Below are 21,624 nucleotides of genomic sequence, written 5' to 3'. Positions count from 1 at the left end.
GGATCCACGCAGGCCTTGTAATTCAAGGCCTCCAGCCTCGTTTTGGGGCTGGTCAAAATGATGGCTAATAGCTATAACTTAGCCAGTGGCCAGCGCTGTTCCAGTGCCGGTCCTTTCTGAGTCGTGTTTATGGCATTGCATCAGGTGCGTCCCAGGATCCTGGGCTTTATCAGCGAAGATGTATCGGCCTGGCTGGTGGCTTCGCTGGTGTTGCTGGTCGGTATGCTCATGACCGGTTTGCTGACCTGGGCGATGTTGAATCTGTTCAACCAGCAACTGCGCCAGCGCTTCGAGCTGCAAGCCGAGGAACGTTTCAGCCGGATCGAGGAGCGCTTCCAGGAGCAGGAGCAACGCCTGGACGGCCTCAGGCGGTTCTTTGCCAACTCCGAGGGGGTGTCCAACAGCGAGTTTCGCGGCTACGCCGGCGCGTTGTTGCGGCGCACCCGGGCCCTCGCCTGGGCCCCCAGGGTGCGAAGGGACGAACGGCAAGCGTTCGAACAGCAGGTGCAGGCTGAAGGTTCGGCCAATTTCATCATCCGTGAAGCGGACGGCAGCGGTGGCCTTCGACAGGCTGGCGTACGGGATGAATACGTACCGTTACTCCATGTCCAGAGCCAGGCTTCCTACGGATCGCCACTGGGACTGGACCTGCTTTCCGATCCCCTGCGCCGCGCGACCCTTGAGCGAGCTCGTCAGCTTGGCGGGCTGGCGGTTTCGCAACCGCTGGACCTGGTCGGCGTCGACCCGGCGTACACCCGTGGGGTGCTGCTGGTGGCCCCGGTGACCCGCGAGCCATCAAGAGAGCCGTTCGGCTATGTGGCGGCGGCGATTAGCATGCGCCAGTTGGCAGGGGATGGCTTGCCGGCGGCCGGTCATGACAATCTGGCGATGCGTGTCCTGGATTTGTCCACCAGCGACCGTGAGGAAGTGTTGTTCGAATCCCCCACCCCGGCAGGCCACAGTGAGCTGGCGGCGACTCGCCTGTTGCGCCTGGCCGATCACCATTACCGGGTCGAGTTGCGCCCCAGCCGGATGTTTCTGGCGACCAATCATTCTTCCGTGTCGAGCCTGGTGGTGCTCGGCGGTCTGCTCAGCGTGCTGCTCAGCGCCTTGCTTTATGTACTGGTCAGCCAGCGGCAGCGGGCGTTGAAGCTGGTGGAGCAACGCACCCATGAGCTGCGTGCCCGGGAGCAGGAATTGCGCGGCACCCATGGTCAACTGCGCGGCGTGCTGGATGCCGCGACTCAAGTGGCGATCATCGCCACCGACCTGCGCGGGGTTATTACCACCTTCAATGCCGGCGCCGAGCAGATGCTCGGCTATCAGAGCTGCGAAGTCCTGCAAAGCATGACGCTGGAAAGCCTGCACGTGCCACGGGAACTCCAGGCCCGGGCTGCCCAGCTCGGCGCACGGTTCGGCAAGCCCATCCCTACTTGCCATGCGATGCTGCTCGAGGGCGGCGAGCAGGGAGGACAACAAGCCCGCGAATGGACCCTGGTGCGCCGCGACGGCAGTCATCTGACCGTGAATATGCTGGCCACTCCGATGCTCGACGATCAGGGCCTGTGGATCGGGCACCTGGCGATCTGTATCGACATCACCGAGCGCAAGCGCGTCCATGAAGCGCTGGCGGCCCGAGACTTGTTGCTGAAAAAACTCAGTGCCCATGTGCCTGGCGGCATCTATCAGATCAAGATGGATTTCAACGGCCGCTTCAGCGTGATCTATGCCAGCGACGGGATTCGCGACATCTATGAGCTGGAACCTGAAGTACTGGTGCGCAACGCCGAGGCGATTTTCTCGCGTATTCATTGCCTGGACGCTGCCAGGGTGCGCTCCTCGATTCGCGCGTCGGCAGACACCCTGAGCCCTTGGCGCGAGGAATATCGCTTACAACTGCCGCAACGCGGCCTGCGCTGGGTCCGTGGTGAGGCCACGCCAGAGGAGCTGCCCGGCGGTGGAGTGTTGTGGCACGGCTATATCTCGGATATTTCCGATCTCAAGCGCGTGGAGGAAGAGCTGCGCGCCCTGTCGGTGACCGACGCGTTGACCGGAATCCGTAACCGTCGTTATTTCCAGGAACGGCTGACGTCGGAGATGGCCCGTATCGAGCGTGGCCCAGGGGATCTGGCGGTCATCATGCTCGATATCGATCACTTCAAGCGCATCAACGACCAGCACGGTCATGCCGTGGGCGACCGGGTGTTGCAAGCGGTCTGCCAGCGGGTCATCCAGCGGTTGCGCCGTACCGATGTCTTTTGCCGACTGGGCGGGGAAGAGTTCGTGGTGCTATGCCCGGACACCGACAGCGACAGTGCTTACTCCCTGGCCCTGGGGCTATGGGCCAACCTGCGGGCCACGCCCATCGAAGGCGTGGGTACGATCACTGCGAGCTTCGGAATTGCCAGCTGGCGTGCCGGGGAGGGCGCGGATGCCTTGCTGCTCAGGGCCGACTCCGGGGTCTACGCCGCCAAGCAGGCCGGGCGGGACCGGGTCGAGACGCAGTTGGGGTAGTACGAAAGAGTGTGGGATATATGCGGGTCTTGCGGCTGGCAGTTGACCCTGTGGGAGCGAGCTTGCTCGCGATAGCGGTGGTTCAGTCTACAAAGAGGCTGAGTGTTCAAGCTATCGCGAGCAGGCTGGCTCTCACATGGCGTTGTGTCGGGTCAGAGCACTGAAGCCGTCTGCGGCAGTTTCGGCTGGCGGTAGAGGTCCAGCAGCACCTGGTCCAGCACTGATGAAGCGCCCCAAGGTTTCGGATCGTTAAGGATCGCCACGACTGCCCACGTGTTGCCGTTGATGTCGCGGCTGTAGCCGGCGATGGCGCGGACGGTGTTCAGCGTTCCGGTCTTGATGTGGGCTTCGCCGGCCATTGCGGTGGTCTTGAGGCGTTTGCGCATGGTGCCGTCGGTGCCGGCAATTGGCATTGAACTGATGTACTCAGCGGCATACGGGCTACGCCAGGCGGCTTGCAGCATCGCGGCCATTTCCCGGGCGCTGACCCGCTCGGCGCGAGACAGGCCGGAACCGTTCTCCATCACCAGGTGCGGTGCGGTGATACCTTTCTTGGCCAGCCATTGGCGCACGACCCGTTGCGCGGCCTTGGCGTCGTCGCCGTCGGCTTCGTTGCGGAACTGCGCGCCCAGGCTCAGGAACAGCTGCTGGGCCATGGTGTTGTTACTGTATTTGTTGATGTCGCGGATGATCTCCGCCAGGTCCGGCGAAAAGGCCCGGGCCAGCACCTTGGCGTTGCTCGGGGTCGGCGCGAGGCGGTCCTTGCCCTGGATGCTGCCGCCCAATTCCTTCCAGATCGCCCGCACCGCACCGGCGGTGTAGGTGGCATGGTCCAGCAGCGACAGATAGGTCTGGGAGCTGCAACCGTCCCCCAGTTGCCCACCGACCGTCACGGTCACGCTGCCGTCCGCCTGGGGCACCGGGTTGTAGCGCACGCCGCCGGCGCATTGCTTGGAATTGACCGCCTTGACCTGGTTGTCGATGCGGACACTGGCAATCGGCGGCTCCACCGACACCAGCACCCGGCCGCCGTCATTGCGGGCAACGAAACGCAGGGCCTTGAGGTTGACCAGCAGCGAATCGGGCTTGACCAGGAACGGTTTGTTCTCGTCATTACCGTCGTCATTGAACTCGGGCAATTGCGGCTGGATGAAGAAGGTACGGTCCAGCACCAGGTCGCCGGTGATCTGCTGGACGCCGTTGGCGCGCAGGTCCCGCATCAGCAGCCAGAGTTTTTCCATGTTCAGCTTGGGGTCACCGCCGCCCTTGAGGTACAGGTTGCCGTTGAGTATCCCGCCGCTGAGGGTGCCGTCAGTGTAGAACTCGGTTTTCCACTGGTGATTGGGGCCGAGCATTTCCAGGGCCGCGTAGGTGGTCACCAGTTTCATGGTGGACGCCGGGTTTACCGAGACGTCAGCGTTGTACAGTGTCGGGGTGCCGGGGCCGTCGAGCGGCACCAACACCAGGGACAGGGCGTTGTCTTGCAGCTTGCTGGCCTTGAGGGCTTTTTGCACATTGGGCGACAGGGCGGTATTGATCGTGGCGGCGTGGGTGGAGATGGGCAGGGCCAGGGGAAGAAGAAGACTGGCCAGAAGCAATGGACGCAAAGATTTGATCATGTGAAATAAAACCCTACGGGCGAGGGGGAAAAGACGAGGACATGAAAATGAACGTCCTCAACGGTCATGAAAGTGTCGGCATTATGCCCCAAGCTGCAACGGCTTGGGCCGTGCCGGGACTGTTCATGCGCTATTTTTTACCGACGGTAGCCCCAAGCCCCCGATCAGTCGGGCAATCGATGCGCCAAACTGGTAAAGTGCCGGCCGTTATTACTTATGAGGATTGTTTCAATGGCGACTAACCGTTCCCGGCGTCTGCGCAAAAAGCTGTGCGTGGATGAATTTCAAGAGCTGGGTTTCGAACTCAACCTGGATTTCAAAGAAGATCTGGCCGACGAGGCTATTGACGCTTTCCTCGACGCTTTCCTCAAAGAAGCCATGGAAGCCAATGGCCTGGGCTATGTCGGCGGCGATGACTACGGTCTGGTCTGCCTGCAGAAGCGCGGCTCGGTGACCGAAGAGCAGCGTGCTGCCGTTGAAGCCTGGCTCAAGGCGCGACCTGAGCTGACCAGCGTTGAAGTCAGCCCGCTGATGGATGTGTGGTATCCGGAAAAGCCGATCAACGCCAAGGCGTGATTGCTTGATGGTCAGAGCCGGCGGCCCGTCTGGGCGCCGGCTTTATTGTGTCTGGCTGTCGGATTTCTGTCGTCCTCCAGGTCGTCATCGCGAGCAGGCTCGCTACCACAGGGGATTTATGGCATTCACATAATCTCTGTGGTAGCGAGCCCGCTCGCGATGCTCTCAAGCGCTACGCCAGTTCAGGATCAGCAAGGTCAGCACCCCCGCCACGATCCCCCAGAACGCCGACCCGATGGAAAACAGCGTCAGCCCCGACGCCGTGACCATGAAGGTGATCAGCGCCGCTTCCCGCTCCCGGGCTTCGCTCATGGCGATGCTCAAGCCGTTGATGATCGACCCGAACAGTGCCAGTGCTGCGATGGACAGCACCAACTCCTTGGGCAGCGCCGCGAACAACGCGGCCAGCGTCGCGCCAAATACCCCGGCGATCCCATAGAAAACGCCACACCAGAGCGCCGCCGTGTAGCGTTTGTTGCGGTCTTCATGGGCGTGGGGCCCGGTGCAGATCGCCGCGCTGATGGCCGCCAGGTTGATCCCGTGGGAGCCGAACGGCGCCAGCAACAGCGAAGCAATGCCGGTGCTGGTGATCAGCGGTGAGGCTGGAACGTTGTAGCCATCGGCCCGCAGCACGGCGATACCGGGCATGTTTTGCGACGTCATCGCCACCACGAACAGCGGGATGCCGATGCTGATGGTCGCCGCCAGCGAGAAATGTGGCGTGGTCCAGACCGGTGTGGCGACTTCCAGGGCAAAGCCGCTGAAGTCCAGCAGCCCCAGCAGGCCCGACAGCGCCGTGCCCACCAATAGCGCGGCCAGCACTGCGTAACGCGGTGACAGGCGCTTGACGATCAGGTACGTGAAAAACATTCCCAGCACCAGGCCCGTGCGATGCTGGGCTGCGACAAAAATCTCGCTGCCGATCTTGAACAGGATTCCAGCCAGCAACGCCGCCGCCAACGAGGCCGGGATACGCTTGACCAGGCGCTCGAAACTGCCGGTCAGGCCACAAATGGTCACCAGTACCGCGCAGGTGATATAGGCGCCAATCGCCTCGCCATAACTCACGCCTCCCAGGCTGGTGATCAGCAGCGCCGCGCCGGGTGTCGACCAGGCGATGGTAATCGGCGTGCGATAGCGCAATGACAGGCCGATGGAGCACACCGCCATGCCGATGGAGATCGCCCAGATCCACGAGGAAATCTGCCCGTTGCTCAACCCCGCCGCCTGCCCGGCCTGGAACATCAAAACCAGGGAGCTGGTGTAGCCGGTCATCATCGCAATGAACCCGGCGACGATGGCCGAGGGCGACGTGTCGGCGAGCGGGCGAAGTGGCATGGTCGTGACTTCGGTCATGGTGGGAGGTGGTCCTTGTTATAAATTGGTAAGGCCTGGGGTAACCCTGTGGCGAGGGAGCTTGCTCCCGCTGGACTGCGCAGCAGGCCCTCGTGCGGCTGCTAAGCACTGGAGCGCCAGCCCGGCCGAGCGTAGCAAGCTCCCTCGCCACAGAGTTGCGGTTTAAGCCTAAACTCAACCCACTGCCCGATTGCGATACAGCCATGTCCGCAAACAGCCGTACAGTCGTGTTGCCATCAGAGGTTGTGTACAATCCAGGTGTTTTTTACCCGATACTTGCCAGCGACCTGCTGTGCCGTATTACAGTCACGGTCAATTCGCCGCAGTTTTCCGACTCGAGTGCCCATGAACGAACAGTTGCAACCCCTCAAGAAACAACCGCGCGCAGGTAAAGCCGGCCGCAGTGGAACCCAGGACGATATTGTCTACGCGCATATCTTCGAGGCCATTCTCGAACAACGCCTGGCGCCCGGTACAAAATTGAGCGAAGAGGCACTGGGGGAGATTTTCGGAGTCAGCCGCACGATCATCCGCCGTGCGCTGTCACGCCTGGCCCACGAAGGCGTGGTATTGCTGCGGCCCAATCGCGGCGCCGTCGTCGCCAGCCCGAGCGTCGAAGAGGCCCGCCAGGTATTCATGGCCCGGCGTCTGGTGGAGCGGGCGATCACGGAATTGGCGGTGCAACATGCCACCGCCGAGCAGCTCGCCGAGCTGCGGCAGATGGTCAACGACGAACGCGACAGCTTCTCCCGTGGCGACCGAGGCGCCGGTATCCGTTTGTCGGGGGAATTCCACCTCAAGCTGGCCGAAGCGGCGAAGAATGCACCGCTGATCAGCTTCCAGCGCAGCCTGGTGTCCCAGACCTCGCTGATCATCGCCCAGTACGAAAGCGGCAACCGCTCGCACTGCTCCTACGACGAACACACCCAGCTGATCGACGCCATCGAAGCCCGGGACGCCACGCTGGCCGTGGACCTGATGATGCATCACATGGACCACATCGACAGCAAGCTCAACCTCGACGAAGAAAGCGCGTCGGATGATTTGCATGCGGTGTTCTCGCATTTGTTGCAGAGCAAGAAGCCGGGGCGGTCGACGGCCAAGCTTTGATTGGATCAGTGAGACCGTGTTGTCTTCATCGCGAGCAGGCTCGCTCCCACAGTGGGTTTGTGGTGTTTACATAACCCCTGTGGGAGCGAGCCCGCTCGCGATAGCAATCTTCCCGGCAACAACAGTCTACCGCTGATGCACCAACCGCCCAGCCGCATAGGTCTGCGCCACCGTCCGGTCATCCCCCAGCGTCATCAACACGAACAACCGCTCGGCAATGTCCCGTGCCTGCTTGAGGCGATAGCTCAGCAGCGGCGTGGCGTTGTAGTCCAGCACCAGGAAATCCGCGTCGGTGCCCGGTTGCAAGGTGCCGATCCTGTCCTCCAGGCGCAAGGCCCGGGCGCCGCCGAGAGTCGCCAGGTACAGCGACTTGAACGGACTTAGCCGTGCGCCTTGCAGTTGCATGACCTTGTAGGCTTCGTTCAGGGTCTGCAGCAGCGAAAAACTGGTGCCGCCGCCCACGTCGGTGCCTAAACCCACGTTTACCTTGTGCTTCTCGGCCATCGGCAGGTTGAACAGGCCGCTGCCGAGGAAAAAGTTCGAGGTCGGGCAGAAGGCGATGGCCGAGCCGGTCTCGGCCAGGCGCGCGCATTCCTCGTCACACAGGTGCACGCCATGGGCGAACACCGAGCGTTCGCCCAGCAGTCGGTAATGGTCGTAGACGTCCAGATAGCCCTTGCGCTCGGGAAACAATTCCTTGACCCACTGCACTTCTTGCAGGTTTTCACTGATGTGGGTCTGCATGTACAGGTCCGGGTATTCATTCAACAACTGGCCGGCCAGGGTCAGTTGCTCGGGGGTACTGGTTGGCGCGAAGCGCGGGGTCACGGCATAGTGCAGACGCCCCTTGCCGTGCCAGCGCTCGATCAGCGCCTTGCTTTCGGTGTAGCTGGATTCCGCGGTGTCGGTCAGGTAGTCCGGGGCGTTGCGGTCCATCATCACTTTGCCGGCGATCATCCGCAGGTCGAGCTTGCGGGCCACCTCGAAAAACGCGTTCACCGATTGCGGGTGCACGCTGCCGAACACCAGGGCGGTGGTGGTGCCGTTGCGCAGCAATTCCTTGACGAAAATATCGGCCACGGCGTCGGCGTGAGCCTGGTCGGCGAACTGGCTTTCGCAGGGGAAGGTGTAGGTGTCGAGCCAGTCCAGCAATTGCTCGCCATAGGCGCCGACCATGCCGGTCTGGGGCAGGTGAATGTGCGTGTCGATGAAACCGGGGGTGATCAGCGCGTCCGGGTAATGAGCGACTTCGATGTCCGCCGCCAGGGTCGGCAGCAGGTCCTGGGCATGGCCAATGGCGCTGATCTGGCCGTTTTCCACCACCAGCAAACCGTCCTCGAAATATTCATAGGACGCTTCGAGGCCAACCTCGGCCGGGTCGGCGAGGCTGTGGAGCAGGGCGGCGCGGTAGGCTTTGCGTGTCAGGGGCATGAGCTTGTCTCGATTGAAGTGTCAACGCTGGCTGCGGCGTGAAGCCGGCAGCAGCTTGGCAATGGGTTCGGCGCGTGAGCTGTGCTGGCCGAAATCTGCGTTATAGGTGGCGATGATTTCGCCGGCGATAGAGATGGCGATTTCCACAGGCAGCTTGCCTTTGACTTCGCCGATGCCCATCGGGCAACGCATGCGTTGCAAGGTGGCGCTGTCGAAACCACGATCGCGCAGGCGGTGTTCGAACTTGACCCGTTTGGTCCTGGAACCGATCAGGCCGAAGTAGGCGAAATCGTTGCGCTTGAGGATCGCCGCGCTCAGTTCCAGGTCCAGCTGATGGTTGTGGGTCATGACGATGCAGTGACTGCCCGCAGGCAACTCATCGACCTCATCCAGCGGTTCTTCGCTGATGATCTTGTGCACGCCGTGGGGCATCTGTTCGGGAAACTCGCTTTCCCGCGAGTCGATCCAGCGCACGCGACACGGCAGGCTCGCCAACAGTGGCACCAGCGCCCGGCCGACATGGCCGGCGCCAAACACGGCAATTTGTGCTTGCACCTGGCCCATCGGTTCGAACAGCAGCACTGTGACGCCGCCGCAGCACTGGCCCAGGCTGGCGCCGAGGCTGAAGCGCTCCAGATGGGTGTTCTGCTGGCCGCTGGCGAGCATTTGCCGGGCGATCTCCATGGCCTTGTATTCCAGATGTCCGCCACCGATGGTGTCGAAGGTCTGGCTGGCGCTGATGACCATTTTCGAACCGGCATTGCGTGGGGTGGAGCCGAGCTCTTCGATGATTGTCACCAGCACGCAGGGTTCGCCGCGGGTTTGCAGGTCGGCGAGGGCGCTGATCCAGTTGTACATGTTCACCTCGACATCTCTTTTGTCTGTTCCGGCCTCATCGCGAGCAGGCTCGCTCCCACATTGGATCGGTGTTCCAAATACCCTGTGGGAGCGAGCTTGCTCGCGATCGGCCGCGCCGCGGTCTAGAGCGAAGTCACTTCGACTTCAGCTTCCTCAGCCTTGACCGCCTTCAACCCACGCATCTGCTCACACCCCCACAACACCCGCTCCGGTGTCGCCGGAGCATCGATCTTCGGCTGGTGTCGGTAATCCCCCAGACTCGCCACGGCGTCCTTGATGGCGCACCACGCGGCGATGCCGAGCATGAACGGCGGTTCGCCCACGGCCTTGGAGTGGAACACCGTGTCTTCCGGGTTCTTGCGGTTTTCCACCAGCCGGACCCGCAGGTCCAGCGGCATGTCGGCCACGGCCGGGATCTTGTAGCTGGCCGGGCCATTGGTCATCAGCTTGCCCTTGTCGTTCCACACCAGCTCTTCCATGGTCAGCCAGCCCATGCCCTGGATAAAGCCGCCTTCGACCTGGCCGATGTCGATGGCCGGGTTCAGCGAGGCGCCGACGTCATGGAGGATGTCGGTGCGCAGCATCTTGTACTCGCCGGTGAGGGTGTCGACGATGACCTCGGCGCACGCGGCGCCAAAGGCGTAGTAGTAGAACGGCCGGCCACGGGCCTGGCTGCGGTCGTAGTAGATTTTCGGGGTCTTGTAGAAGCCGGTGCTCGACAGCGAGACCTGGGCGAAATACGCCTGTTGCACCAGCGCCTCGAAGGTCAGAATGTGATCGCGCACCCGCACATGGCCGTTGTGGAATTCCACGTCTTCTTCGCTGACCTTGTACTGGCGAGCGGCGAATTCCACCAGGCGCCGCTTGATGGTTTCGGCAGCATTCTGCGCGGCCTTGCCATTCAGGTCGGCGCCGCTGGAGGCCGCGGTCGGCGAAGTGTTCGGCACTTTGTCGGTGTTGGTCGCGGTGATCTGCACCCGATCCATTTCCACTTGGAACACTTCGGCAACCACTTGCGCGACCTTGGTGTTGAGGCCCTGGCCCATCTCGGTGCCGCCGTGGTTCAGGTGGATGCTGCCGTCGGTATAGATGTGGATCAACGCACCGGCCTGATTCAGGAAGCTGGCGGTGAACGAAATGCCGAACTTCACCGGCGTCAGGGCCAGGCCCTTTTTCAGGATCGGGCTGCCTGCGTTGTAGCGACGAATCGCTTCGCGGCGCTCGGCGTATTGGCTGCTGGCCTCCAGTTCGGCGGTCATCTCTTCGAGCATGTTGTGCTCGACGGTCTGGTAGTAATGGGTGACGTTGCGCTCGGTCTTGCCGTAGTAGTTGGCTTTGCGCACGGCCAGTGGATCGAGCCCCAGGTGCCGGGCGATGGCGTCCATCACCTCTTCGATGGCGACCATGCCCTGGGGGCCGCCGAAACCACGGTAGGCGGTGTTCGACGCGGTGTTGGTCTTGCAGCGGTGACCGTTGATGGTCGCGTCGCCCAGGTAATAAGCGTTGTCGGCGTGGAACATCGCCCGGTCGACGATCGAGGCCGACAGGTCCGGCGAACAACCACAGTTGCCGGCCAATTCCAGGGCGATGCCGTGCAAGCGGCCGGTGCTGTCGAAACCGACGTCGTACTCGATGTAGAACGGGTGGCGCTTGCCGGTCATCAGCATGTCTTCGACCCGGGGCAGGCGCATTTTGGTCGGCTGGCCGGTGAGGTGCGCGATCACCGCGCACAGGCACGCCGGGCTGGCGGCCTGGGTTTCCTTGCCGCCGAAGCCGCCGCCCATGCGCCGCATGTCCACCACGACCTTGTTCATGGATACGCCCAGCACCTCGGCCACCAGCTTCTGCACTTCGGTGGGGTTCTGGGTCGAGCAAAAGACCAGCATGCCGCCATCTTCGGTGGGCATCACCGAGGAAATCTGGGTTTCCAGGTAAAAATGCTCCTGGCCGCCGATGTGCAGCGAGCCCTGGATTCGATGCTCGGCGCTTGCCAGTGCTGCGGCCGAATCACCGCGTTGATGGGTGTGGCTGTCGAGCACGAAGTGCCGCTTGCGCAGGGCTTCGACCACATCCAGCACCGGTTCCAGGTCTTCATATTCGACGATGGCCGCCATTGCCGCCTTGCGTGCGGTTTCCAGGTCCTTGGCAGCGACCGCCAGCACCGGTTGACCGACGAACTGCACATCATCGATTGCCAGCAATGGATCACCCGGCAACAACGGCCCGATGTCCTTGAGGCCTGGAATATCTTCATGAGTAATGGCGATGCGCACGCCTTCGAAGGCGTAGCACGGCGCGGTATCGATGCGCAGGATCCGGGCATGGGCGCGGTCCGACAGCCGGGCATAGACGTGCAACTGATTGGGAAATTCCAGGCGGTCATCGATGTACTGCGCTTCGCCGGATACATGCTTGGCGGCGCTGTCATGCTTGACGCTGCGGCCCACGCCGGTGGTCAGGTCGCGGGCGAACAGCTCGGCCAGTTCGGCTTGGCTCTTTTCTACGGCGTGATGGTTAGACATAAGCGGTCACCCGAGTCTCGATGTACGGCGTTTGCAGTTCGATGAAGTATTTGCGCAGCAGGTTGCGGGCGCTGAGCAGGCGGTACTCCTTGCTGGCGCGAAAGTCCGACAGCGGGGTGAAGTCGTCCGCCAGTGCGACGCAGGCGCGTTCCAGCGTGCTGTCGTTCCACTGCGCGCCAATCAATACCGCCTCACAATGCTTGGCACGCTTGGGCGTCGCGGCCATGCCGCCAAAGGCCACGCGGGCATCGCGGACTACGCCGTTGTCGATCCGCAAGTTGAATGCCGCGCACACCGCAGAAATATCATCGTCCAAGCGCTTGGACACCTTGTACGCGCGGAACGCCTGCTCGGCGCTGGCCCGGGGCACGATGATCTTCTCGATGAATTCGCTTTCCTGGCGGGCAGTGATCCGGTAGTCGATGAAATAGTCTTCCAGGGCGAGGATGCGCCGGGTCTGGCCCTTGCACAGCACGATCTGTGCGCCGAGGGCGATCAGCAGGGGCGGGGAGTCGCCGATCGGCGAGGCGTTGCCGATGTTGCCGCCGAGGGTGCCCTGGTTGCGGATCTGCAACGAAGCGAAGCGCTGCAACAGTTCGCCGAAGTCCGGGTACTCGGCTTTCAGGGCTTCGTAGCAATCGGAGAGCGCAGTGGCGGCGCCGATTTCCAGGCGATCGTCGAAACGCTCGATGCGCTTGAGCTCGGCGACATTGCCCACATAGATCATCACCGGCAGGGTGCGGTGCAACTGAGTGACTTCCAGCGCCAGGTCGGTGCCGCCGGCCAGTAGCCGCGCTTGCGGATAAGCGTCGTAGAGGTCGGCCAGGTCGGCCACGGTCAGCGGCACCAGGCAGCGTTTGTCGCCGCTGTTGAGTTCACCGGTTTCGGTCGGGGCGATGGCCTTGAGGCGGACAATGGTCTCGGCTTCGCGGGCGTCGAACTGGTCGGGCTGTTTGCCGCAGCAGGCCTGCTCGGCGGCGGCCAGGATCGGCCGGTAGCCGGTGCAGCGGCACAGGTTGCCGGCGAGGGCTTCGTGGGCCTTGTGGGCGTCGGCGTGCTCGCTGTTCTTTTGCAGGGCGAACAGCGACATGACAAAACCGGGTGTGCAGAAGCCGCATTGCGAGCCGTGGCAATCGACCATCGCCTGCTGGACGCTATGCAGCTGGCCCTGGTGCCTGAGGTCTTCGACTGTGATCAGTTGCTTGCCGTGCAGGGACGAAACGAAGGTCAGACACGAATTGAGGCTGCGATAGCGGATCCTCTCGCGGCCATTATGGTCGGCATGCAGTTCACCCACCACCACCGTGCAGGCACCGCAGTCGCCGCTGGCGCAACCTTCTTTGGTACCGGATTTACCCACGTGCTCGCGCAAATAATCGAGTACGGTCAGGTTCGGGTCCAGGGCGTGCTCGCTACGGAGTTCCTGGTTAAGTAAAAACTGGATCACGGAAGGCCTCGCAGACTCATTATTGTTGTTCGACGTGGACCGAATTTATCAGGTCTGACTTTTCGGTCAATGAATTTCTGACTTAAAGGTCAGGAAATTTTGGTTTGTCGATCAACTGGCGTGTTCATTTAGTCAGTATGTACTCTCTGTGGGAGCGAGCCTGCTCGCGATAGCGGACGGTCTGTCGATACAGAGGTGGCTGGCATACCGCTATCGCGAGCAGGCTCGCTCCCACAGGTTTTCGGTTCAGGACGAGGGCTTTTTTGCTTATATCGTGCCAAAAACCCAGTGCAGGCCCTGCGCCATGACGTATCGAGTGCGCTACACTGCGCCGCTTGTGCAAATCGAAGAGTTTGAAGGAAATCCATGACGTTCAAGGCCCCGGACAGCCTCGCCGAGCAAATCGCCCATTACCTGGCCGAGCGCATCATTCGCGGCGAGATGAAGCCGGGCGAGCGCATCCAGGAGCAGAAGGTCACCCTGGCGCTCAACGTCAGCCGCGGTTCGGTCCGCGAGGCCCTGCTGATCCTGGAACGACGCCACCTGATCGCGATCCTGCCGCGCCGTGGCGCCCACGTCACCGAACTCACCGAACACAACGTGCGCAGCCTGTGCACGCTGATGAGCGAGCTGTACATCCTGTTGGGCAACGCCGTCGCCCAGGGCTGGCGCGATACCGCCGACATGGCGCCGTTCGTGGCGATCCAGCAGCGCCTCAAGGACGCCTACGCACGCCAGGACATCCGTACCTTCGTCGATGAAAGCTTCAGCGTGATGCGCGCCGCCTATCCGTTTGCCAATAACCCGTACTTGCAGGAGACCGTCGAGAACCTGCAGCCGGCCATGAGCCGCGCTTACTTCCTGGCCCTGGAGCAGCGCAAGGCGGAAATGAACGAGTACCTGGAGTTGTTCCAGCGCCTGCTCGCCGCCGTGCTGGCCCGTGATTTTCCGCAGATCCGCAGCGTGCTGACGGCCTATGCCCAGCGCAGTTGCGATCTGGTGGTTTCTGCCCTGAAGAAGGCCTGACGTGCGACTCAAGTGCATCAAGCTGGCGGGGTTCAAGTCCTTCGTCGACCCGACGACGGTGAACTTCCCCAGTAACATGGCGGCCGTGGTCGGGCCCAACGGTTGCGGCAAGTCGAACATCATCGACGCCGTGCGCTGGGTCATGGGCGAGAGTTCGGCGAAGAACCTGCGCGGCGAGTCGATGACCGACGTCATCTTCAACGGTTCCACCAGCCGCAAGCCGGTGAGCCAGGCCAGCATCGAACTGGTGTTCGATAACTCCGACAGCACCCTGGTCGGCGAATACGCGGCCTACGCGGAAATTTCCATCCGTCGTAAAGTCACCCGCGACAGCCAGAACAGTTATTTCCTTAACGGCGCCAAATGCCGGCGCCGCGACATCACCGATATTTTCCTCGGCACCGGCCTCGGCCCACGCAGCTACTCGATTATCGAGCAGGGCATGATCTCCAAGCTGATCGAAGCCAAGCCCGAGGACCTGCGCAACTTCATCGAAGAAGCCGCGGGCATTTCCAAATACAAGGAACGGCGCCGGGAAACGGAAAACCGTATCCGCCGCACCCACGAGAACCTGGCGCGCCTGACCGACCTGCGCGAAGAACTCGAGCGCCAGCTTGAGCGCCTGCACCGCCAGGCTGAGTCCGCGAAGAAGTATCAGGAATACAAGGCCGAGGAGCGCCAGCTCAAGGCCCAGCTCTCGGCCTTGCGTTGGCAGGCGCTGAACGAGCAGGTCGGCCAGCGCGAGGCGATCATCGGCAACCAGGAGGTCAGTTTCGAAGCCTTGGTCGCCGAACAGCGCAATGCGGACGCCGCCATCGAGCGCCTGCGCGATGGGCACCATGACCTGTCCGAACGCTTCAATCTGGTGCAGGGGCGCTTCTATTCGGTGGGGGGCGACATTGCCCGGGTCGAGCAGAGCATCCAGCACGGCCAACAACGCTTGCGCCAGTTGCAGGATGATCTAAAGGAAGCCGAGCGGGCGCGTCTGGAAACCGAATCCCACCTAGGCCACGATCGCACGTTGTTGTTGACCCTGGGTGAAGAGCTGGAGCGGCTCACGCCGGAACAGGAAATCACCAGTGCCGCCGCCGAGGAGGCCGCCGCAGCCCTGGAAGAGGCCGAGCTGACCATGCACGGCTGGCAGGAGCAATGGGACAGTTTCAACCTGACCTCGGCCGAGCCGCGGCGTCAGGCTGAAGTCCAGCAGTCACGCATCCAGCAGTTGGAAACCAGCATGGAGCGCCTGGCCGAACGTCAGCGTCGCCTGGCCGAGGAGCGTGCGCTGCTGGCAGCGGACCCGGAAGATGCGGCGATTCTGGACTTGAGTGAGCAATTGGCGGCGAGCGAGGCCACGCTCGAAGACTTGCAGGCCAGTGAGGACGCCCAGGTCGAACGCCTGGAGCAGTTGCGCCAGGCCTTGCAAGCGGCTTTGCACAACCAGCAGCAGGCCCAGGGCGAGTTGCAGCGGCTCAATGGGCGTCTGGCTTCGCTGGAAGCCTTGCAACAGGCGGCGCTGGACCCCGGCACTGGCACTGCCGAATGGCTGCGGGACCAGCATCTGGCCGAACGTCCGCGGCTGGCCGAAGGCCTGAAAGTCGATGCCGGCTGGGAGCTGGCGGTGGAAACCGTGCTGGGCGCCGACCTGCAAGCGGTGCTGGTGGACGATTTCGCGGGCTTCGACCTGTCGGGTTTCACCCAGGGCGACCTGCGTCTGCTCAGTCCGGCGGGCGACGGCGTGCGAGTGCCGGGCAGCCTGCTGGACAAGGTCGAGGCTCAGGTCGATCTGTCGCCCTGGCTGGGGCAGGTCAAACCAGTGGAAAGTCTCGAACAGGCGCTGGCCTTGCGCGGGCAACTGGCGGTGGGTGAAAGCCTGATCAGCCGTGACGGTTATTGGCTCGGCCGGCATTTCCTGCGCGTGCGCCGGGCCAGCGAGGCCGAGAGCGGCATGCTCGCCCGTGGTCAGGAGATCCAGCGCCTGGGCGAAGAACGCGAAGAACGCGAGGCCAGCGTCGAAGCCCTCGAATCCGAATTGCAGAACCTGCGGGCGCAACAGCGTCAACAGGAGAATGGTCGCGAGCATTTGCGTCGGCTGTTGCAGGACGAAGCGCGCCAGCAAGGCGAACTCAAGGCGCAGTTATCGGCCGGCAAGGCCAAGGTCGAACAACTGGCGCTGCGCCGTACGCGCCTCGATGAAGAAATCGCCGAGTTGGGCGAACAGCGGGCGCTGGAGCACGAACAGATCGGCGAGGCGCGCCTGCAATTGCAGGAAGCTCTCGACGCGATGGCGCTGGACACCGAGCAGCGTGAGCTGCTGCTGGCCCAGCGCGACAGCCTGCGTGAGCGCCTCGACCGGGTGCGTCAGGAAGCCCGGCAACACAAGGATCATGCCCACCAGTTGGCGGTGCGCCTGGGCTCGCTCAAGGCGCAGTACGACTCCACGCGCCAAGCGCTGGAACGACTGGAAATGCAGTCCGAGCGCCTGACCGAAAAGCGCGAACAGTTAAGCCTCAATCTGGAGGAGGGCGAGGCACCGCTGGAGGAATTGCGCCTCAAGCTCGAAGAACTGCTCGATAAACGCATGAGCGTCGATGAGGAACTCAAGACCGCGCAAATTGCCCTGGAAGACGCTGATCGCGAACTGCGCGACGCCGAGAAGCGCCGCAGCCAGGCCGAGCAGCAATCGCAACTGATTCGCGGCCAGATGGAACAGCAACGCATGGAATGGCAGGCACTGACGGTACGCCGCAAGGCCTTGCAGGACCAGTTACAGGAAGACGGCTACGACCTCAATGGCGTGCTGGCTACTTTGGTGGCCGGAGCGAATGAAAAAGACGCCGAGGACGAGCTCGAACGCATTGCCCAGCGCATTCAGCGCCTGGGTGCCATCAACCTGGCCGCCATCGATGAGTACCAGCAGCAATCCGAGCGCAAGCGTTATCTGGACGCCCAGAATGACGATCTGGTGGAGGCCCTGGAGACTCTGGAAAACGTTATCCGCAAGATCGACAAGGAAACCCGCAACCGCTTCAAGGATACCTTTGATCAGATCAACGGCGGTTTGCAGGCACTTTTCCCGAAAGTTTTCGGAGGTGGTAGCGCTTACTTGGAACTGACGGGCGAAGATCTACTCGATACAGGGGTGACAATCATGGCGCGTCCTCCTGGAAAGAAAAACAGCACTATTCATTTGCTTTCCGGTGGCGAGAAGGCACTGACGGCCCTGGCCCTGGTGTTCGCCATCTTCAAGCTGAACCCGGCGCCGTTCTGCATGCTCGACGAAGTCGACGCACCTTTGGACGACGCTAACGTAGGCCGTTACGCGCGGCTGGTGAAGGAAATGTCTGAAACGGTGCAATTCATCTATATCACCCACAACAAGATTGCCATGGAAATGGCTGATCAGCTGATGGGCGTGACCATGCATGAACCGGGTTGCTCACGACTGGTGGCGGTGGATGTGGAGGAGGCCATGGCGATGGTGGACGCCTGACGCCGGTGGCGACTTCAAGGCGACCTAGTTTCGATCCGGTGGCTTGCCGCTTGTAGCTTGTGGCTGTCGGTCATGCTAGTTTAAGAACAATTTTTTTCTGTGCGTGGGCAAAAGGCCATTCAGAACATAGAGTTGGCGCCACGTTTTAAAGCGGTTTGCAATTAGCTAAACCCCTTATTTTTCAGCATTTTTATAGAGGCACGGGATTACATGGAAATCGGTCTGCGCGAGTGGCTGATCGTCATCGGCATCATTGTCATTGCCGGTATTCTTTTCGATGGCTGGCGTCGCATGCGCGGCGGCAAGGGCAAACTCAAGTTTCGCCTGGATCGCAGCCTGTCGAACCTGCCCGATGACGATGGCAATGCCGAACTGCTGGGCCCGCCCCGCGTGCTGGAAACCCACAAGGAGCCGCAGCTGGATGAGCACGACTTGCCGTCGGTGAGCGCGCCGGTGCGCGAGCCGCGCGAGTCCGGCTCCAAACGCGGCAAGCGCGGCAGCGAGCCGTCTCAGGGCGACCTCAACCTGAACCTGGACCTGGACGGCGGCCCGAGCTTCAGCAGTCGCGACGACTTCCCGGATGAGAATAAAACTTCGAGCGCCGACAGAGACCAGGCCCAGGCTGAAGAAGTGCTGGTCATCAGCGTGATCTGCCGCGATCCGGCCGGCTTCAAGGGCCCGGCGCTGCTGCAGAACATCCTGGAAAGCGGCCTTCGTTTCGGCGAGATGGATATTTTCCATCGTCACGAAAGCATGGCGGGTAATGGCGAGGTGCTGTTTTCCATGGCCAACGCGGTCAAGCCTGGCGTGTTCGACCTGGACGACATCGATCATTTCAGCACTCCGGCGGTGAGCTTCTTCCTCGGTTTGCCTGGCCCGCGTCATCCCAAGCAGGCCTTTGACGTGATGGTGGCCGCGGCGCGCAAGCTGTCCCAGGAGCTCAACGGCGAACTGAAGGATGACCAGCGCAGCGTTCTGACCGCCCAGACCATCGAGCATTATCGCCAGCGCATCGTCGAGTTCGAGCGCCGGGCACTGACCCAGAAGCGCTGAGGCTGCCAACAGGCGAGGAGCTTTTTTGTGGCGAGGGAGCTTGCTCCCGCTGGGCTGCGCAGCAGCCCCTGACGGTTTCATGCCATAGTTGAGATCGGATGTTGAGATCGGAATCAGGGTCGCTCCGCGACCCAGCGGGAGCAAGCTCCCTCGCCACAGGTTCTGCATTCGGCCGGTCCAGGTTCGACTTGCCGATGAGATTAGAAATTGAGCAGCCTCGGCTGCTCTTTTGCTTTATGAGAGAACACCTATGAATGCCGTCGAAACCCGCATCCTAGAGCTGCGCACCGAGCTGGATCAGCACAACTACCGCTATCACGTTCTCGACGAACCGAGTATCCCGGACGCCGAGTACGACCGCCTGTTCCACGAACTCAAGGCGCTGGAAGAGCAGCATCCGGAACTGGTGACCAGCGATTCGCCGACCCAGCGGGTCGGTAGCATGGCACTGTCGGCGTTCAGTCAGGTGCGCCATGAGATTCCGATGCTCAGCCTGGGTAACGCTTTCGACGAAACCACGATGCGCGAATTCGACCGCCGGGTGACCGAAGGCCTCGACCTGCCGCTGGGCGACTTGCTGGGCGGTGGCGCGGCGGTGGAGTACAGCTGCGAGCCGAAACTCGACGGCCTGGCGGTGAGCCTGTTGTACCAGGACGGTCTGCTGGTGCGCGGTGCGACCCGTGGTGACGGCACCACCGGCGAAGACATCAGTGTCAACGTGCGCACCGTGCGCAACATCCCCCTCAAGCTCCAGGGCAGCGGCTGGCCGCCGCTGTTGGAGGTGCGCGGCGAGGTGTACATGTCCAAGGCCGGTTTCGAGCGTCTCAACGCCACGCAGCTGGAGGCGGGCGGCAAGACCTTCGCCAACCCGCGCAACGCGGCCGCCGGCAGCCTGCGCCAGCTGGACTCGCGGATCACCGCCAACCGACCGTTGGAATTCTGCTGCTACGGCATCGGTCAGGTCACGGCGGACATCGCCGATACGCACATCGGCAACCTCAAGCAGCTCAAGGCCTGGGGCATGCCCATCAGCCGCGAACTGAAGCTGGCCCACGGCATCGATGAGTGCCTGGATTATTACCGCGACATCGGCGAGCGGCGCAACGCGCTGCCCTATGAAATCGATGGCGTCGTGTTCAAGGTCAACAGCATCGCCTCCCAGCGCGAACTGGGCTTCCGCGCCCGGGAGCCGCGCTGGGCGATCGCTCATAAATTCCCGGCCAGCGAAGAGCTCACCGAATTGCTCGATGTCGAGTTCCAAGTCGGTCGTACCGGCGCGGTCACGCCCGTGGCGCGCCTGAAGCCAGTGAAAGTCGCCGGGGTGACCGTGGCTAACGCCACGCTGCACAACATGGACGAAGTGGCGCGTCTGGGCCTGATGATCGGCGACACGGTAATCATCCGCCGTGCCGGGGATGTGATCCCGCAAGTGGTACAAGTGGTCACCGAACGCCGTCCGCAAAACGCTCGCGTCGTGCACGTGCCACAGCAGTGCCCGGTCTGTGGCTCCCATGTGGAACGCACGCAGTTGATCAAGCGCAGCAAGGGCCGCGAGACGGTCAGCGAAGGCGCGGTGTACCGCTGCGTCGGGCGCCTGGCCTGCGGTGCGCAACTCAAGCAGGCGATCATTCATTTCGTCTCGCGCCGGGCCATGGACATCGAAGGTTTGGGCGAGAAGAGCGTCGAGCAGTTGGTCGATGAGGGCCTGGTGGGCTCGCCTGCCGACTTGTACGCCCTGACTTTCGAGCAGGTGGTAGACCTGGAGGGGTTTGCCGAACTGTCGAGCAGGAATCTGCTGGCGGCCATCGTCGACAGCAAGCAGCCGAGCCTGGCGCGCTTCATCTACGCCCTGGGCATCCCGGACGTCGGTGAGGAAACCGCCAAGGTCCTGGCTCGCTCCCTGGGGTCGCTGGAACGGGTGCAGGCGGCGTTGCCGCAAGTGCTCACCTACTTGCCGGACGTCGGCCTGGAAGTGGCTCACGAGATCCACAGTTTCTTTGAGGACCCGCATAACCGTCAGGTGATCAAGGACCTGCTGCGCCATGGCCTGGAGATCCAGGACCAGGGCGAGTTGGGCGCCGAGTTCTCCGCCAGCACCACTCTGGGCGGTTTCCTCGACAAACTGAATATTCCTTCGGTCGGACCGGGTGGGGCGCAGAAGCTGGCGGACAAGTTCGGCTCACTCGAAGCAGTCATGAGTGCTGACTGGCTGGACATGCGTCAGGCGCTGCCGGAGAAACAGGCCAACGCTGTTCGCGAGTTCTTCGCCGTCGAAGCCAATCGCCAGCAGGCCGAGGCCGCGGAGCAACAGCTACGCGATTTCGGCATGCACTGGCAGAGCGAAAAGAAAGTCGTCGAAGGCCTGCCCGAGGCCGGGCACACCTGGGTGCTGACCGGTTCGCTGGAACTGATGAGTCGCGACGTCGCCAAGGACAAGCTGGAGAGTCTCGGGGCCAAGGTGGCCGGTTCCGTGTCGGCGAAGACCCACTGCGTGGTGGCCGGGCCGGGCGCGGGCTCGAAGCTGACCAAGGCTAACGAGCTGGGCGTCAAGGTGTTGGATGAAGAAGCCTTTGTCGCGTTTTTGGGCGGGCATGGCATAACGGTCTAGGCGCGGGACATTCC

The 21,624-nt window shown here is 62.3% G+C and carries 14 protein-coding genes; 8 read left to right on the top strand and 6 right to left on the bottom strand.

Translation table 11 applies throughout. The features are described from left to right. Nucleotides 1-129 precede the first annotated feature (129 nt). Entirely contained in the window at nucleotides 130-2,514 is a 2,385-nt protein-coding gene (locus tag ACLEJR_RS01920; RefSeq protein ID WP_440811841.1) for a sensor domain-containing diguanylate cyclase, read from the top strand. A gap of 152 nt (nucleotides 2,515-2,666) precedes the next feature. Here ACLEJR_RS01920 and dacB read toward each other — a convergent pair whose 3' ends face one another. After that, nucleotides 2,667-4,133 (bottom strand): D-alanyl-D-alanine carboxypeptidase/D-alanyl-D-alanine endopeptidase, encoded by a 1,467-nt coding sequence (gene dacB / locus ACLEJR_RS01915; protein ID WP_440811840.1) that lies wholly within the window; start codon nucleotides 4,131-4,133, stop codon nucleotides 2,667-2,669. 41 nt (nucleotides 4,134-4,174) lie between these two features. Between dacB and ACLEJR_RS01910 the strand changes: the two genes are divergently transcribed. Beyond that, entirely contained in the window at nucleotides 4,175-4,375 is a 201-nt protein-coding gene (locus tag ACLEJR_RS01910; RefSeq protein ID WP_440799276.1) for a hypothetical protein, read from the top strand. After that, nucleotides 4,365-4,709: a YggL family protein gene (locus tag ACLEJR_RS01905; protein ID WP_440799274.1), complete on the top strand. Its 345-nt coding sequence runs from the start codon at nucleotides 4,365-4,367 to the stop codon at nucleotides 4,707-4,709. The genes ACLEJR_RS01910 and ACLEJR_RS01905 overlap by 11 nt, the downstream gene beginning before the upstream one ends. 165 nt (nucleotides 4,710-4,874) lie before the next feature. On the opposite strand, the gene ACLEJR_RS01900 is transcribed toward ACLEJR_RS01905, so the two are convergent. After that, entirely contained in the window at nucleotides 4,875-6,065 is a 1,191-nt protein-coding gene (locus ACLEJR_RS01900) for a benzoate/H(+) symporter BenE family transporter (RefSeq protein ID WP_440799273.1), read from the bottom strand. Nucleotides 6,066-6,410: 345 nt separating this feature from the next. On the opposite strand from ACLEJR_RS01900, the gene ACLEJR_RS01895 reads away from it, so the two are divergent. Then, on the top strand, nucleotides 6,411-7,175 hold the full coding sequence (locus tag ACLEJR_RS01895) for a GntR family transcriptional regulator (RefSeq protein ID WP_042728046.1): 765 nt from the start codon (nucleotides 6,411-6,413) through the stop codon (nucleotides 7,173-7,175). 126 nt (nucleotides 7,176-7,301) lie between these two features. On the opposite strand, the gene guaD is transcribed toward ACLEJR_RS01895, so the two are convergent. The 4 genes from guaD to xdhA all read right to left on the bottom strand — a co-directional run bounded on the left by guaD (nucleotide 7,302) and on the right by xdhA (nucleotide 13,433). After that, nucleotides 7,302-8,606: a guanine deaminase gene (gene guaD / locus ACLEJR_RS01890; protein ID WP_440811837.1), complete on the bottom strand. Its 1,305-nt coding sequence runs from the start codon at nucleotides 8,604-8,606 to the stop codon at nucleotides 7,302-7,304. Nucleotides 8,607-8,627: 21 nt separating this feature from the next. Beyond that, a complete protein-coding gene (gene xdhC, locus ACLEJR_RS01885; RefSeq protein WP_440811835.1) occupies nucleotides 8,628-9,464 on the bottom strand; it encodes a xanthine dehydrogenase accessory protein XdhC in 837 nt (278 codons plus the stop codon). Nucleotides 9,465-9,586: 122 nt separating this feature from the next. Next, nucleotides 9,587-11,986: a xanthine dehydrogenase molybdopterin binding subunit gene (xdhB, locus tag ACLEJR_RS01880; RefSeq protein WP_440811833.1), complete on the bottom strand. Its 2,400-nt coding sequence runs from the start codon at nucleotides 11,984-11,986 to the stop codon at nucleotides 9,587-9,589. Beyond that, on the bottom strand, nucleotides 11,979-13,433 hold the full coding sequence (gene xdhA, locus ACLEJR_RS01875; protein WP_440811831.1) for a xanthine dehydrogenase small subunit: 1,455 nt from the start codon (nucleotides 13,431-13,433) through the stop codon (nucleotides 11,979-11,981). Before xdhA ends, xdhB begins: the two co-directional genes overlap by 8 nt. 366 nt (nucleotides 13,434-13,799) lie before the next feature. On the opposite strand from xdhA, the gene ACLEJR_RS01870 reads away from it, so the two are divergent. From ACLEJR_RS01870 to ligA, 4 genes are all read left to right on the top strand, one after another. After that, a complete protein-coding gene (locus ACLEJR_RS01870; RefSeq protein ID WP_440811828.1) occupies nucleotides 13,800-14,459 on the top strand; it encodes a GntR family transcriptional regulator in 660 nt (219 codons plus the stop codon). Between the two features lies 1 nt (nucleotide 14,460). Then, nucleotides 14,461-17,949, top strand: coding sequence for a chromosome segregation protein SMC (gene smc, locus ACLEJR_RS01865; protein WP_440811827.1), 3,489 nt, complete (start codon nucleotides 14,461-14,463; stop codon nucleotides 17,947-17,949). 210 nt (nucleotides 17,950-18,159) lie between these two features. Further along, on the top strand, nucleotides 18,160-19,002 hold the full coding sequence (zipA, locus tag ACLEJR_RS01860; RefSeq protein WP_440799258.1) for a cell division protein ZipA: 843 nt from the start codon (nucleotides 18,160-18,162) through the stop codon (nucleotides 19,000-19,002). A 250-nt stretch (nucleotides 19,003-19,252) separates the two neighbouring features. Beyond that, nucleotides 19,253-21,610, top strand: a complete 2,358-nt coding sequence (ligA, locus tag ACLEJR_RS01855; protein WP_440799256.1) for an NAD-dependent DNA ligase LigA — start codon at nucleotides 19,253-19,255, stop codon at nucleotides 21,608-21,610. Nucleotides 21,611-21,624: the final 14 nt, after the last annotated feature.

Origin of the sequence: Pseudomonas sp. SMN5 (assembly GCF_052041925.1) — a bacterium.
Classification (GTDB): Bacteria; Pseudomonadota; Gammaproteobacteria; order Pseudomonadales; family Pseudomonadaceae; genus Aquipseudomonas.
The sequence above is the reverse complement of the archived record's forward strand: the minus strand, read 5'-3'. Positions and strand labels throughout refer to the sequence as shown.

Coding starts and splice junctions, on each gene's coding strand:
- ACLEJR_RS01920 (WP_440811841.1), top strand. CDS start 130: ATGGCATTGCATCAGGTGCGTCCCAGGATCCTGGGCTTTATCAGCGAA.
- dacB (WP_440811840.1), bottom strand. CDS start 4,133: ATGATCAAATCTTTGCGTCCATTGCTTCTGGCCAGTCTTCTTCTTCCC.
- ACLEJR_RS01910 (WP_440799276.1), top strand. CDS start 4,175: ATGAAAATGAACGTCCTCAACGGTCATGAAAGTGTCGGCATTATGCCC.
- ACLEJR_RS01905 (WP_440799274.1), top strand. CDS start 4,365: ATGGCGACTAACCGTTCCCGGCGTCTGCGCAAAAAGCTGTGCGTGGAT.
- ACLEJR_RS01900 (WP_440799273.1), bottom strand. CDS start 6,065: ATGACCGAAGTCACGACCATGCCACTTCGCCCGCTCGCCGACACGTCG.
- ACLEJR_RS01895 (WP_042728046.1), top strand. CDS start 6,411: ATGAACGAACAGTTGCAACCCCTCAAGAAACAACCGCGCGCAGGTAAA.
- guaD (WP_440811837.1), bottom strand. CDS start 8,606: ATGCCCCTGACACGCAAAGCCTACCGCGCCGCCCTGCTCCACAGCCTC.
- xdhC (WP_440811835.1), bottom strand. CDS start 9,464: ATGTACAACTGGATCAGCGCCCTCGCCGACCTGCAAACCCGCGGCGAA.
- xdhB (WP_440811833.1), bottom strand. CDS start 11,986: ATGTCTAACCATCACGCCGTAGAAAAGAGCCAAGCCGAACTGGCCGAG.
- ACLEJR_RS01870 (WP_440811828.1), top strand. CDS start 13,800: ATGACGTTCAAGGCCCCGGACAGCCTCGCCGAGCAAATCGCCCATTAC.
- zipA (WP_440799258.1), top strand. CDS start 18,160: ATGGAAATCGGTCTGCGCGAGTGGCTGATCGTCATCGGCATCATTGTC.
- ligA (WP_440799256.1), top strand. CDS start 19,253: ATGAATGCCGTCGAAACCCGCATCCTAGAGCTGCGCACCGAGCTGGAT.